Annotated in this window: 12 protein-coding genes; 11 read left to right on the top strand and 1 reads right to left on the bottom strand. The window is 60.6% G+C overall.

Translation table 11 applies throughout. The features are described 5' to 3' along the window. The first annotated feature begins 86 nt into the window (after nucleotides 1–86). The 3 genes from LCH65_RS22005 (at nucleotide 87) to LCH65_RS21995 (ending at nucleotide 2,648) form a co-directional block, all read left to right on the top strand. Complete coding sequence (locus tag LCH65_RS22005) at nucleotides 87–1,109, top strand: phosphotransferase (RefSeq protein WP_044309473.1); 1,023 nt, start codon at nucleotides 87–89, stop codon at nucleotides 1,107–1,109. A 99-nt stretch (nucleotides 1,110–1,208) separates the two neighbouring features. Continuing rightward, nucleotides 1,209–1,880: an N-acetylmuramate alpha-1-phosphate uridylyltransferase MurU gene (murU, locus tag LCH65_RS22000; RefSeq protein ID WP_003433236.1), complete on the top strand. Its 672-nt coding sequence runs from the start codon at nucleotides 1,209–1,211 to the stop codon at nucleotides 1,878–1,880. Next, the gene (locus LCH65_RS21995) at nucleotides 1,881–2,648 is read left to right on the top strand and encodes a TerB family tellurite resistance protein (protein ID WP_003433228.1); all 768 of its coding nucleotides are present in this window, start codon (nucleotides 1,881–1,883) and stop codon (nucleotides 2,646–2,648) included. It abuts the gene before it with no gap. An 8-nt stretch (nucleotides 2,649–2,656) separates the two neighbouring features. On the opposite strand, the gene LCH65_RS21990 is transcribed toward LCH65_RS21995, so the two are convergent. After that, nucleotides 2,657–3,655: an alpha/beta hydrolase family protein gene (locus LCH65_RS21990; protein WP_024663245.1), complete on the bottom strand. Its 999-nt coding sequence runs from the start codon at nucleotides 3,653–3,655 to the stop codon at nucleotides 2,657–2,659. A 78-nt stretch (nucleotides 3,656–3,733) separates the two neighbouring features. Here LCH65_RS21990 and LCH65_RS21985 point away from each other — a divergent pair, with 78 nt between their 5' ends. The 8 genes from LCH65_RS21985 to LCH65_RS21950 all read left to right on the top strand — a co-directional run bounded on the left by LCH65_RS21985 (nucleotide 3,734) and on the right by LCH65_RS21950 (nucleotide 12,820). Further along, a complete protein-coding gene (locus LCH65_RS21985) occupies nucleotides 3,734–5,782 on the top strand; it encodes a transporter substrate-binding domain-containing protein (RefSeq protein WP_226439793.1) in 2,049 nt (682 codons plus the stop codon). Next, a complete protein-coding gene (locus tag LCH65_RS21980; protein ID WP_003341145.1) occupies nucleotides 5,779–6,408 on the top strand; it encodes a response regulator transcription factor in 630 nt (209 codons plus the stop codon). The genes LCH65_RS21985 and LCH65_RS21980 overlap by 4 nt, the downstream gene beginning before the upstream one ends. A 396-nt stretch (nucleotides 6,409–6,804) precedes the next feature. Beyond that, nucleotides 6,805–7,929: an ABC transporter ATP-binding protein gene (locus tag LCH65_RS21975; protein ID WP_003372763.1), complete on the top strand. Its 1,125-nt coding sequence runs from the start codon at nucleotides 6,805–6,807 to the stop codon at nucleotides 7,927–7,929. An 82-nt stretch (nucleotides 7,930–8,011) separates the two neighbouring features. After that, entirely contained in the window at nucleotides 8,012–9,046 is a 1,035-nt protein-coding gene (locus LCH65_RS21970) for an ABC transporter substrate-binding protein (protein WP_003372761.1), read from the top strand. 77 nt (nucleotides 9,047–9,123) lie between these two features. After that, nucleotides 9,124–10,371, top strand: coding sequence for an ABC transporter permease (locus LCH65_RS21965; protein WP_096105315.1), 1,248 nt, complete (start codon nucleotides 9,124–9,126; stop codon nucleotides 10,369–10,371). Between the two features lie 11 nt (nucleotides 10,372–10,382). Beyond that, nucleotides 10,383–11,204: an ABC transporter permease gene (locus LCH65_RS21960; RefSeq protein WP_003394916.1), complete on the top strand. Its 822-nt coding sequence runs from the start codon at nucleotides 10,383–10,385 to the stop codon at nucleotides 11,202–11,204. 126 nt (nucleotides 11,205–11,330) lie between these two features. Beyond that, on the top strand, nucleotides 11,331–12,005 hold the full coding sequence (gene rpe, locus LCH65_RS21955; protein WP_003304938.1) for a ribulose-phosphate 3-epimerase: 675 nt from the start codon (nucleotides 11,331–11,333) through the stop codon (nucleotides 12,003–12,005). Beyond that, nucleotides 12,002–12,820 carry a phosphoglycolate phosphatase gene (locus tag LCH65_RS21950; RefSeq protein WP_058416475.1) on the top strand — a complete coding sequence of 273 codons (819 nt, stop codon included), beginning with the start codon at nucleotides 12,002–12,004 and terminating at the stop codon, nucleotides 12,818–12,820. The genes rpe and LCH65_RS21950 overlap by 4 nt, the downstream gene beginning before the upstream one ends. The last annotated feature ends 23 nt before the right edge of the window (nucleotides 12,821–12,843 follow it).

Genomic DNA, 12,843 nt, shown 5'->3' with positions numbered 1-12,843 from the left:
GCCGCACGCCTCTCGATGGGCTGAAAAAGATTCCGGATAATAAAGCATGACCCGCTTGACGGCTAGCGCCGTCGGAGACCCTTGTAATGTCAGATCAAGATATACGCCTGCAATCCCTGAAAGTTTGGCTCGATGAGCAGTTGCCAGCGCTGTTTTCGGCGCACGGTTGGGGCGCTGTGCCCCCGGCTACATTGACTGCGGCCAGTAGTGACGCAAGTTTTCGCCGTTATTTTCGCTGGGAGGGTGCGGGCCGAACTTTTATTGTCATGGACGCCCCTCCACCGCAGGAAAACTGCAAACCGTTCGTGGATATCGCTCATTTATTGGAAAAGTCGGGCATTAATGTTCCAAAAATTTATGCCGAAGACCTGACACAAGGCTTTTTGCTGCTCAACGATCTGGGTCGCCAGACTTATCTGGATGTCATTGACGCCGATAATGCCGATGCCTTGTTCGCTGATGCTATCCAGGCGTTGCTGGCCTACCAGCAACTGCCTATGGACGCGCCGTTGCCCAGCTATGACGTGGCGTTGCTGCGCCGTGAGCTGGAGCTGTTTCCCGAGTGGTACGTAAAGCGGCACCTGGGTATCGAGATGGACGAGGCGCAGTTGAGCGACTGGCAGCAGGTCAGCGAGCTGTTGATCAACAGCGCCCTGGCACAGCCCAAAGTACTGGTGCATCGCGACTATATGCCGCGAAACCTGATGATCAGCGAGCCCAACCCGGGCGTGCTGGATTTCCAGGATGCGGTCTATGGCCCGGTCACCTATGACGTGACATGCCTGTTCAAGGACGCATTTCTGAGCTGGCCGCAGGAGCGTGTCAGTGACTGGCTGCGCACCTACTGGGATCAGGCGCGTGCCGTCGGCATTCCGGTACAGGAAGATTTTGCCGCATTTGAGCGCGCCAGTGATCTGATGGGCGTACAGCGACATTTGAAGGTGATCGGCATTTTTGCCCGCATTTGCCACCGCGATGGGAAACCGCGCTACCTGGAAGACGTTCCGCGCTTTTTCGCTTATATAGAAGCGGTTTTGTCGCGTCGCCCAGAGCTGGCGCAACTCGGGCAGTTGCTCACCAGTCTGCAACCGGTAGACGCGGCTGTCTGAAAAGACAGAGACGGCCAGCTTGAGAGGGCCGGTTTAGACATGGCCGCCTTGAAAGATGGCCATTTTGGAAAAGATCTTGATTGTGTCGAAGAGGACTGCATGAAAGCGATGATTCTCGCCGCCGGTAAAGGCGAGCGAATGCGCCCGTTGACCCTGCACACACCCAAACCGTTGGTACGTGTCGGTGATGTGCCGTTGATCGAATACCACCTGAGCGCCTTGCGCGATGCAGGGTTTCACCAACTGGTCATCAACCATGCGTGGCTGGGCCAGCAGATCGAGGATTACCTGGGTGACGGTCAGCGTTTCGACCTGAGCATCCGTTATTCGCCTGAAGGCATGCCGCTGGAAACGGGCGGTGGCATTCAGCGTGCATTGCCGCTGCTTGGCCTTGAGCCGTTCGTGGTAATCAACGGGGATATCTGGACCGATTACGACTTCGGCGCATTGCGCGTGCCGCTTGCGGGCCTTGCGCATCTGGTATTGGTCGATAACCCTGCGCACCATCCGACGGGTGATTTCTCACTGGTTGACGGTCAGGTGCGCGACGACGATTCGGCAGGTCAGCGGTTGACGTACAGCGGCATCGCCATCCTCCATCCACAGCTGTTTGCCAACTCTGAGCCCGGCGCGTTCAAGCTCGCGCCGCTGTTGCGCGAGGCGATGCATAAGGGACTGGTCACAGGCGAGCACTACCGAGGGCGCTGGGTCGATGTCGGTACCCACGAGCGCCTGGCTGAAGCCGAGCAGATGCTTGCGGAGACTCGCTGAATGCTTTGGCCCGGCACACTGATCGGCGCTGGAGTCGGTTACGCAATTGCCAGTATTCCAGGCGCAATGCTCGGTGCTCTATTGGGGCAGGCGCTGGACCGGCGCCTGAAGCTGCAAAGCTGGGCGCATCTGCGTGAGCGTCTGGGTGGGCGTGCAACGATCCCCCAGGACGACCTGCTGTTCGTGTTGCTGGGCCGTCTGGCCAAAAGTGACGGACGGGTTCTGGCCAGCCATATCCACCAGGCACGTATCGAGATGCGCCGTTTGAATCTGAACGAGACGGATCAGTTGCGCGCCATCAACGCTTTCAAGCGCGGCCGCGACGGCTCCGATGGGCTGCGCAGTTATCTGCGTGGTCTGCAACGGCAGCCGGACATTGCCGAAGACATGTTGCGCGCCTGTTGGCGGATGGCCTGGGCGGACGGCAAGGCTTCTCGGGTCGAGCGCGAGCTGATCGGGGTATGGGGCATGTGGCTTGGCTGGACAGGGCCGCAGGTCGAGGCGCTGGCGGCTGACCACGACCCTATGAAGCGTTCACCGATCAGCAGCGGCGACGACTACAAAAGTGCGATGACGCTGCTGGGAATAAGATCGGACACGGATCCTCTGAGCATCAAGCGTGCCTACCGGCGTCTGCTCAGCCGGCATCACCCTGACAAGATTGCCGGCTCGGGCGCCAATCCGCAGCAAGTGCGGGTGGCGACCGAGAAGACCAGCGAGTTGCACAATGCCTATCGGGTGGTGAAAGCCCGACGCGGGTTCAACTGAATCTGCGCTTATTTTTCCTCTTTGGCGTCTATCCAGCCACGAACACGGCGAAATAGCTGCTCTTGTTCGGTATCTCCGCTGCCGGCGATGTTGATCAGACCAATCTGGGTAAAACCCGGCCCCTTGGTGCGTTTACTGGCCTGCAGGCGGGCTTTTGCAGCCTCGTCAGGCGAGTTTTTGTAGATGAAGTCGACGGCTTTTACTTTCAACTGAGGCACCATGTCCAGCAGCGAAGGCTTGGCATTCAGGGGTTCACGCGCCGCCAGCATCACCAGCTTCTGCACCACAGGCGATGTCCGCTCGTTGAGGAACCTGGCCGCCCAGTACGCGCCGCTGCTGTGGCCGATCAACACGATACTGCGTGCCTTGTTCTGCTGCGCAAAGCTGATCGCGGCTTCGATCCGCGCAAAGATGCGCTCGGCCTGGGCCTTGTTAATCTCTTCGTCGGCTGCAGCCTTGGCTGTTTCAGCAGCCGCCAGAGCCTCGGCTTCTGCCGCCGGGTCCTTCGCTGTCGCGCTGGCGTCCTTGGGTGTTTCCTTCGGCGTTTCAGTGGCTTTGCTGGCGTTTGCATCTGCCGGAGTTGCATCGGGCTCGCGTGCCCCCGGCGTGTTGTCGAGCGGATCCGGCATGGTGATACTCAGGCTCGACCAGCCGACATCCGGAAACTTGCGACGCAGCGGGCCGACAGCGTCGGGCCAGTCCGGTGATTCAGCGTCGCCAGGCACAATGATGACCGCGCCTTCGGGGGCGTCGGTGTTGGCGGGTTTCCAGAGCGCGAGAAAGCTTTCGTCTCCGGCCTGAAGTTGCTGCTGGTCTTCGCGGGGCAATTGGCGTTCCAGTGCTATTGCGTCTTCCTGCGAGCGGCTGAGCAGCGGGGCTCTTTCGACCGGCGCATCCGCGGCAGCGTCTTTGGCAGGGGCCGGGTCGGCTGCGACGGCAGGCAAGGCGCAAGGCAGTATCAATGACAGAAACAATGCAGGAAACGTTGCGCGAAAGGTGTAGGACATCGGATATTCCAAGCCAGAAACTATCCCGGCAGCCTAATGGGTTGATCGGCTTTTGTCAGGCCTGAGCCTGCGCGGCACATGACCGCGATACGCACACACGAGAGCGACATACTGATGATTCGTCTTCTGCGCACCGGTTTTATCGGCTGCCTGGCTTTGCTCTTGATGGCTCAGATGGTCGATACGCAGGCTGACGAACCTGAAACACCTGCCGTTGCGCAGTTGAGTTCGGCGCAGCGTAATTGGCTCGACCAGCATGGTCCCTTGCGCATAGGGCTGGTACTGCGGGCGCCTTACGCGCAGTTCGATCAACGTTTGCAGCAATTGTCCGGCGCCAATGTCGATTTGATGAATGCGCTGGCGGCGACGCTGCCGGTTGAGTTGCTGTGGCGAAACTTTCCTGACCAGAGCGCGCTGGAGAACGCGCTGGCCAAGGGTGAAATCGACGTTGCGCCCGGCTTGATACAAACCCCGGCAGGCCTGCGTCTGTGGTTGTTTTCCGACCCGTATTTGCGTGTTTCGCAGTTGTTGATCGGCGAACGTGATGGCAGCACTGCCGTGGATCTGGAGAAACTCGATAGCCTTTCCCGCGTTGCGGTGCGCATGCCCGGTACCACGGCGGACTACCTGCGCAGCAATTTCCCGCACCTCAATCTGCAAGGAGTGCCGTTGGAGCGCCAGGCGCTGCAATTGTTGCTCAGTCAGCAAGCACGTTATGCCGTGGTGGACGAGGCGCAACTCAGCCGTTTGCTGCGCGAGCCGGAGTTCGCAGGGCTGGCGGTGGTGGGGGATATCGGGCTGCCCCAATTGTTACGTGTGGCTTCACGTCGCGACATGCCGGAACTGGCGGCCATCGTCAGCGCAGCATTGCGGGCGATCCCTGCCAAGGAGCTGGAGCAACTGCATTCGCGCTGGATGCCGCTGACCCCCGCACATTTCATCGAGTCGACCAAGCTCTGGAAGAACCTGTGCATTCTGCTGCTGGTGATGTTGCTGGCGTGTTTCGCCATCGTGGTCTGGCAGCGACGCCAGCAGCAGGCGCTGGAGCAGGAACTGCTGGCTGCACGCGAAGAACTCGCCCTTCGTGTCGAGGGCGAGGAAGCCTTGCATCTGGCGCAATTCTCTATTGATCAAAGCACCGTCGGCATCCTGTGGGTCAACTGGGACAGCCGTGTGCGTTACGCCAACCGGGCAGCGGAGTCCATGCTGGGCTATGCGCCGGGGCAGGTGGTAGAGCGCCCGCTGATCGATTTCGAGCCCGGTCTGCATATGGATCGCTGGCTCAACCTGTGGAAGAACGCGCGCTCCAGCGAAGACAGCCCGCAAGTCTTCGAGACCCATTGCCTGCGCGCCGATGGCAGCCTGCTGCCCACCGATATCTCGTTGAGCTTCCTGCGCTTTCGTGACGCCGAATACTTGGTGGTATTCCTCACTGACGTCAGCGAACGACGCCGCGCGCATGACCAGTTACGTGACTTGTCGGCGCATCTGGAAAGCGTGCGTGAAGAGGAGAAGGCGCATATTGCCCGCGAGGTTCATGACGAACTGGGTCAGATGCTGACGGTATTGAAGCTCGAGACGTCGATGTGCGAGCTGGCCTATGCCGACCTCGACCCTGGCCTGAGCGAGCGACTGGACAGCATGAAGCGTCTGATCGCTCAGTTGTTTCAACTGGTGCGCGATGTGGCCACGGCCTTGCGGCCGCCGATTCTCGATGCCGGCATCGCATCAGCCATTGAATGGCAGGCGCGCCGTTTCGAGGCGCGCACGCAGATCCCTTGTCTGGTGCAGGTGCCGGACAATCTCCCGGCGCTCAGCGATGCCCGGGCTACAGGCATGTTCCGGATCCTTCAGGAGGCCCTGACCAATGTGATGCGCCATGCCCGGGCACACACGGTAGAGATCAGTCTGACGCTGCAGGACGGCATGATGTGCATGAGCGTCGCCGATGACGGGCAGGGGTTTGTCATCGAGTCAGGCAGGGCGGTTTCGTTCGGTCTGGTCGGGATGCGCGAGCGGGTGCTGATGCTCGGTGGCCGACTGGAGCTGGACAGCGAGGTGGGTGAGGGCACAACCTTGCGCGCCTATATCCCGCTGGACACCCTCGCACAGGAGCGAAGACAGTGATTCGTGTTTTGGTAGCCGAAGACCACACCATCGTGCGTGAAGGGATCAAGCAATTGATTGGTCTGGCCAGGGATCTGCAAGTGGTGGGCGAGGCGAGCAATGGCGAACAGTTGCTCGAAACCCTGCGTCATGTGGCCTGCGAAGTGGTGCTGCTGGATATCTCCATGCCCGGCGTCAACGGGCTTGAGGCGATACCGAGGATTCTCGCATTGACCAACCCGCCGGCCATTCTGGTGCTGTCGATGCACAATGAGGCGCAGATGGCTGCGCGTGCATTGAAGGTCGGCGCGGCAGGTTATGCCACCAAGGACAGCGATCCGGCGCTGCTGCTGACGGCCATTCGCCGGGTGGCAGCCGGCGGGCGTTATATTGATCCGGATCTGGCCGACCGCATGGTCTTCGAAGTCGGCCTCACCGACAGCCGGCCTCTGCACTCGCTGCTGTCGGAGCGCGAGTTTTCAGTATTCGAGCGCCTCGCCCAGGGCGCCAACGTCAACGACATCGCTCAGCAACTGGCCTTGAGCAGCAAGACCATCAGCACCCACAAGGCGCGGCTGATGCAAAAAATGAAACTCAACTCGCTGGCCGATCTGGTCAAGTACGCAATGGAGCACAAGCTGCTCTGAGTCTGAAAACGACACCTGACACCCCGCGCCCCTTTGCGACGCAGAGCGTCGAGACCTGCATTCCCACGCGGAGCCTGCGGAACGATAGGCGTCCTTGAGAACGCTATTGTTCTCGTGCTCTGCGTGGGCATACCGTTCGGAGCGATAGGCGTCCTTGAGAACGCTATCGTGCCCATGCTCCGCGTGGGCATGCCGTTCGGGACGCTCTGCGTCCTCTTGCGATGCCGCGCGTCGAGAAGGGGAGGAACCGACATATCCAATCGCGCCATCTCTGTAGGGCAATCCCTACCCCTGGCCTTCCAGCCAGCCTAGGCGATTCTCTCCCGGCCCCCGATTTGCCGGGGCTTCGGGCTGCTCTAGGCTTGAGCCCACGCAGACAAAACAAAGGTGTGGGTAATGAGCGACGTCGATACAAGCGCTGGAGCAAATGATGTTCTGGTCAGCTTTCGTGGTGTGCAGAAGAGCTACGACGGCGAAGCACTGATCGTCAAAGACCTCAACCTGGACATTCGCAAGGGCGAGTTCCTGACCCTGCTCGGTCCGTCCGGCTCGGGCAAGACCACCAGCCTGATGATGCTGGCCGGTTTCGAGACCCCGACGGCTGGTGAAATCCTCCTCGGTGGCCGCGCCATCAACAACGTGCCGCCGCACAAACGCGACATCGGCATGGTGTTTCAGAACTACGCCTTGTTTCCGCACATGACTGTGGCCGAGAACCTGGCGTTCCCGTTGTCGGTGCGTGGCATGAGCAAGACCGACGTCGGCGAGAAGGTCAAAAAGGCACTGGGCATGGTCCAGCTGGACACGTTTGCGCATCGCTACCCGGCGCAGTTGTCCGGTGGCCAGCAGCAACGCGTGGCGCTGGCACGCGCGCTGGTGTTCGAACCCCAGCTGGTGCTGATGGATGAGCCGCTCGGTGCTCTCGACAAGCAGCTGCGCGAACACATGCAGATGGAGATCAAGCACCTGCACCAGCGCCTGGGCGTGACCGTGGTCTATGTGACCCACGACCAGGGCGAAGCCCTGACCATGTCCGACCGGGTCGCCGTCTTCCATCAGGGCGAGATCCAGCAGATCGCACCGCCCCGCAGCCTGTACGAAGAGCCGAAGAACACCTTCGTGGCCAACTTCATCGGCGAGAACAACCGCCTCAATGGACGTCTGGTCAGCCAGGACGGCGACCGCTGCGTGGTCGAGCTGGAGCGTGGCGAGAAAGTCCACGCACTGGCGATCAACGTCGGTCAGCCTGGCGGTCCGGTGACCCTGTCGATCCGTCCCGAGCGCATCAACCTCAATGGTCGCAGCGAGAGCTGTGCCAACCGGTTTTCCGGTCGTGTGGCCGAGTTCATCTATCTGGGCGACCACGTTCGCGTGCGCCTGGAAGTGGCAGGCAAGAACGACTTCTTCGTCAAACAGCCGATTGCTGAACTGGACCCGACGCTCAGCGTGGGCGATGTCGTGCCGATCGGCTGGCAAGTCGAGCACGTCCGCGCGCTCGACCCCTTGCAGCAAGTGCATTGATCTATCAATAAAAGCAATAACAGAGGCGACCTGATCGCCCATCCCAATCGCTTACCAACACTGCTCGTGGAGAAAAGAACCTATGTTGAAGTCTTTGAAGTTCACCGCTATCACGTTGGGCCTGATGTGCGCCGCGCAGGCCATGGCTGCCACCGACCTGACCGTCATCTCCTTTGGCGGTGCCAACAAGGCCGCTCAGGAAAAAGCGTTTTACGCGCCTTGGGAAAAGGCCGGCAACGGCAAGATCATCGCCGGTGAGTACAACGGGGAAATGGCCAAGGTCAAAACCATGGTCGACACTAAGAGCGTTTCCTGGGACCTGGTAGAAGTCGAATCGCCGGAACTGGCGCGTGGTTGCGACGAAGACATGTTCGAAGAGCTGGACCCGAAACAGCTGGGCAATGCTGCTGACTTCGTGCCTGGCGCCATCACCACCTGTGGTGCCGGCTTCTTCGTCTGGTCCACCGTGCTGGCGTACAACGCTGACAAGGTCAGCACTGCACCCAGCGGCTGGGCCGATTTCTGGGACACCAAGAAATTTCCAGGCAAGCGCGGCCTGCGCAAAGGCGCCAAGTACACCCTGGAATTCGCCCTGATGGCCGACGGCGTTGCGCCGAAAGACGTCTACAAGGTATTGGCCAGCAAAGATGGCCAGGACCGCGCGTTCAAAAAGCTGGATGAGCTCAAGCCAAACATTCAGTGGTGGGAAGCTGGCGCACAGCCGCCGCAGTACCTGGCTTCCGGTGATGTGGTGATGAGCTCGGCCTACAACGGCCGGATCGCCGCCGTGCAGAAGGAAAGCAACCTCAAGGTCGTGTGGACTGGCGGCGTGTACGACTTCGACGCCTGGGCCATCCCTAAGGGTTCGAAAAACGCCGATGCCGCGAAGAAGTTCATCGCCTACATGCTGAGCCCCGATCAGCAGAAGACCTACTCGCAGAACATTGCCTACGGCCCGGCCAACACCCAGGCGGTCAAGCTGCTGGACAAGGAAACCCTGCAGAACATGCCGACCACGCCTGAGAACATCAAGGATCAGGTGCAGATGGACGTGGCGTTCTGGACCGACAACGGCGAATCCCTCGAGCAGCGTTTCACTGCCTGGGCTGCCAAGTAAGTCATTTGCGTTGAGTCAGAACCGGGCGCTCCCTGAAACGGGGAGCGCCCCCTCGTTGAAAGATCCCGGAGTTCGCTATGGCCATCGCCGTGCCCCTGACTGAAGGCGCCAGCCCCAACTTGAAGCAACGTCTCGCTCGCGCCGAGCGGGTCAACCGCTGGAAGGCTCAGGCACTGATCGCGCCGTTGGTGATTTTCCTGTTGTTGGTGTTTCTGGTGCCCATCGCCGCGCTGCTCTACAAGAGTGTTGGCAACCCGGAAGTCGTGACGGCACTGCCGACCACTGTGGTCGAAGTGCAAAAGTGGGATGGAAAAGGGCTGCCGCCCGAGTTGGTCTACAAGGCAATGAGCCTGGACCTGGCCGAAACACGCAAGAATTCCACGCTGGGCGATCTGTCCAAGCGTTTGAACATGGAACTGGCCGGTTATCGCAGCCTGCTGAGCAAGACCGCCCGCGCGCTGCCGTTCAAGACCGAGCCTGCCTCTTATAAAGAAGCGCTCGAAGCATTGGACGAGCGCTGGGGCGACCCGGCGTACTGGCAGGCGGTGCGCCGCAATACCAGCAGTGTTACGCCGTATTACCTGCTGGCGGCCGTCGACCATCGTATCGATGACCTCGGCGAAGTCGCCCCGGCGACCCCGGACCAGGCGATCTATCTGGACATCTTCGCCCGTACGTTCTGGATGGGCCTGGTGATTACCGCGATCTGTCTGGTACTGGCTTATCCGCTGGCCTATCTGCTGGCCAGCCTGCCCGCCCGGCAGAGCAACCTGCTGATGATTCTGGTGCTGCTGCCGTTCTGGACCTCGATTCTGGTGCGCGTAGCTGCCTGGATCGTGTTGTTGCAGTCCAGCGGTCTGATCAACAGTGCGCTGCTGGCGATGGGCATCATCGACAAGCCGCTGGAGCTGGTCTTCAACCGCGTCGGCGTGTACATCTCGATGGTGCACATCATGCTGCCGTTCATGATCCTGCCGATCTACAGCGTGATGAAGAACATCTCCCCGACCTACATGCGCGCTGCGATTTCGCTGGGCTGCCACCCGTTTGCGAGCTTCTGGCGCGTGTACTTCCCGCAGACTTACGCCGGGATCGGCGCCGGCTGCCTGCTGGTGTTCATTCTGTCGATTGGCTACTACATCACCCCGGCATTGCTGGGCAGCCCGAACGATCAGATGGTCAGCTACTTCGTCGCCTTCTACACCAACACCAGCATCAACTGGGGCATGGCCACCGCGCTCGGCGGGCTGCTGCTGTTGGCGACCATCGTGCTGTACCTGATTTATAGCTGGCTGGTCGGCGCCAGCCGCCTGCGTCTGAGCTGAGGAGTGTCACCATGCTGAACCCTTACACATCGCCGATCGAGCGCCTCTGGTACTACGCCTTGCGCATCATCTGCACCCTGGTGCTGCTGTTTCTCGTGCTTCCGGTATTGGTCATCGTGCCGCTGTCATTCAACTCCGGCAGCTTTCTGGTCTACCCGCTGCAAGGCTTCTCGTTGCAGTGGTATCAGGACTTCTTCAACTCCGCCGAGTGGATGCGCGCGCTGAAGAACAGCATGATCGTCGCCCCGGCCGCGACCCTGCTGGCGATGGGCTTCGGCACGCTGGCAGCGATCGGCCTGACCCGCGGCAACTTCCCTGGCAAGGCGCTGGTCATGGCCTTGGTGATTTCGCCGATGGTGGTGCCGGTGGTGATTGTCGGCGTCGCCAGTTACCTGTTCTTCGCGCCGCTGGGCCTGGGCAACAGCTACACCTCGCTGATTCTGGTCCATGCGGTGCTGGGTGTGCCATTCGTGATCATCACCGTGTCGGCGACCTTGCAGGGTTTCAATCACAATCTGGTGCGTGCGGCTGCCAGCCTTGGTGCCTCGCCACTGACCGCCTTCCGGCGCGTGACCCTGCCACTGATTGCGCCAGGGGTGATTTCCGGCGCGCTGTTCGCCTTCGCGACCTCGTTCGACGAAGTGGTGGTCACGTTGTTCCTCGCCGGACCGGAACAGGCGACCCTGCCTCGGCAGATGTTCAGCGGCATACGCGAAAACCTCAGCCCGACCATCGCCGCCGCTGCGACCTTGCTGATCGGTTTTTCGGTGGTCTTGCTGCTGGTGCTTGAGTGGTTACGCGGGCGCAGCGAAAAACTCAGAACGGCTCAGTAACCGAGCGCGACAAGTCTCAAGCGGCCAGCCAGGGCGAATCCATTGGCGTGCAGCTTGAGGCTTACCGCTCCGGGCGAAGCTTGGCGTACAATCCGCGCACCGTGATTCTGCTCAAACAGGTGCGTCATGCAGCCCTTCGTTATTGCCCCATCGATTCTTTCCGCTGACTTCGCCCGTCTGGGTGAGGAAGTCGACAACGTGCTGTCCAGCGGCGCCGACTTTGTCCACTTCGATGTCATGGACAATCACTATGTCCCGAACCTGACCATTGGTCCGATGGTGTGCAGCGCGTTGCGCAAATATGGCGTCACCGCACCGATTGACGTGCACCTGATGGTCAGCCCGGTGGATCGCATCATCGGCGACTTCATTGAGGCCGGTGCCACCTACATTACCTTTCACCCGGAAGCGACCCAGCATATTGATCGTTCGCTGCAGTTGATCCGCGAGGGTGGCTGCAAGGCGGGCCTGGTGTTCAATCCGGCCACGCCGTTGAACCTGCTCGAATACGTCATGGACAAGGTCGACATGATCCTGCTCATGAGCGTCAACCCCGGTTTTGGCGGGCAGAAGTTCATTCCCGGCACGCTCAACAAGCTGCGTGAAGCACGCGCCTTGATCGATGCTTCCGGACGCGACATCCGCCTGGAAATCGACGGCGGCGTGAACGTCAACAATATCCGCGAAATTGCAGCGGCAGGTGCTGATACCTTCGTCGCCGGTTCAGCCATTTTCAATGCTCCGGACTACCGCGAAGTGATCGAAAAGATGCGCACAGAACTGGCGTCATCCCGCGCATGAGCGGCTTCGAGCAGCTGTTTGCAGGCAAACTTCCCAAGCTGATCATGTTCGACCTGGACGGCACCCTGGTGGACTCGGTTCCCGATCTGGCCGTGGCGGTGGACACCATGCTCGCCGAGCTGGGGCGTCCGATCGCCGGGCTGGAATCGGTGCGGTCCTGGGTGGGCAACGGTGCGCCGATGCTGGTACGCCGCGCGCTGGCCAACAACCTCGACCACAGCGGGGTCGATGACGCGCTGGCCGAGCAGGGCCTGGAGATCTTCATGCGCGCTTATGCGCAGAAGCATGAGTTCACCGTGGTCTATCCCGGCGTGCGCGAAACCCTCAAGTGGCTGCAGAAAATGGGTGTCGAAATGGCCCTCATCACCAACAAGCCGGAGCGCTTCGTCGCGCCGCTGCTGGACGAGATGAAACTGGGGCGTTTCTTTCGCTGGATCATCGGCGGTGACACCATGCCCCAGAAAAAGCCCGATCCTGCTGCACTGTTTTTCGTGATGAAAATGGCCGGCGTACCGGCCTCGCAATCACTGTTCGTTGGCGACTCGCGCAGTGATGTGCAGGCGGCCAAGGCTGCCGGTGTGGCCTGCGTCGCGCTGAGCTATGGCTATAACCATGGGCGGCCGATTGCCGAGGAAAACCCGGCGATGGTCATCGATGATCTGCGCAGGCTGATTCCCGGTTGCCTGGACATGGACGCTGAGATACTGTTGCCCGACATCAAACGTCCCTCCTCAAGAGAATCCATCGTGGTGGTCACTCGCAAACTCTGGATGAAAGTCATCAAGGCCCTGGCCCGCTGGCGTTGGCGCGCCTGACCTGATTCTGGCCGGCCTGCCGG

Source organism: Pseudomonas sp. MWU16-30316, assembly GCF_020515645.1.
In the GTDB taxonomy this organism is placed as follows: Bacteria; Pseudomonadota; Gammaproteobacteria; order Pseudomonadales; family Pseudomonadaceae; genus Aquipseudomonas; species Aquipseudomonas cerasi.
Note: the sequence above shows the minus strand (reverse complement) of the source record. Positions and strands in the feature narration are given on the sequence as shown.

Excerpts from the sequence above, each read along its gene's own strand:
- LCH65_RS22005 (WP_044309473.1), top strand. The coding sequence starts at position 87 with ATGTCAGATCAAGATATACGCCTGCAATCCCTGAAAGTTTGGCTCGAT.
- murU (WP_003433236.1), top strand. The coding sequence starts at position 1,209 with ATGAAAGCGATGATTCTCGCCGCCGGTAAAGGCGAGCGAATGCGCCCG.
- LCH65_RS21995 (WP_003433228.1), top strand. The coding sequence starts at position 1,881 with ATGCTTTGGCCCGGCACACTGATCGGCGCTGGAGTCGGTTACGCAATT.
- LCH65_RS21990 (WP_024663245.1), bottom strand. The coding sequence starts at position 3,655 with ATGTCCTACACCTTTCGCGCAACGTTTCCTGCATTGTTTCTGTCATTG.
- LCH65_RS21985 (WP_226439793.1), top strand. The coding sequence starts at position 3,734 with ATGACCGCGATACGCACACACGAGAGCGACATACTGATGATTCGTCTT.
- LCH65_RS21975 (WP_003372763.1), top strand. The coding sequence starts at position 6,805 with ATGAGCGACGTCGATACAAGCGCTGGAGCAAATGATGTTCTGGTCAGC.
- LCH65_RS21970 (WP_003372761.1), top strand. The coding sequence starts at position 8,012 with ATGTTGAAGTCTTTGAAGTTCACCGCTATCACGTTGGGCCTGATGTGC.
- LCH65_RS21965 (WP_096105315.1), top strand. The coding sequence starts at position 9,124 with ATGGCCATCGCCGTGCCCCTGACTGAAGGCGCCAGCCCCAACTTGAAG.
- LCH65_RS21960 (WP_003394916.1), top strand. The coding sequence starts at position 10,383 with ATGCTGAACCCTTACACATCGCCGATCGAGCGCCTCTGGTACTACGCC.
- rpe (WP_003304938.1), top strand. The coding sequence starts at position 11,331 with ATGCAGCCCTTCGTTATTGCCCCATCGATTCTTTCCGCTGACTTCGCC.
- LCH65_RS21950 (WP_058416475.1), top strand. The coding sequence starts at position 12,002 with ATGAGCGGCTTCGAGCAGCTGTTTGCAGGCAAACTTCCCAAGCTGATC.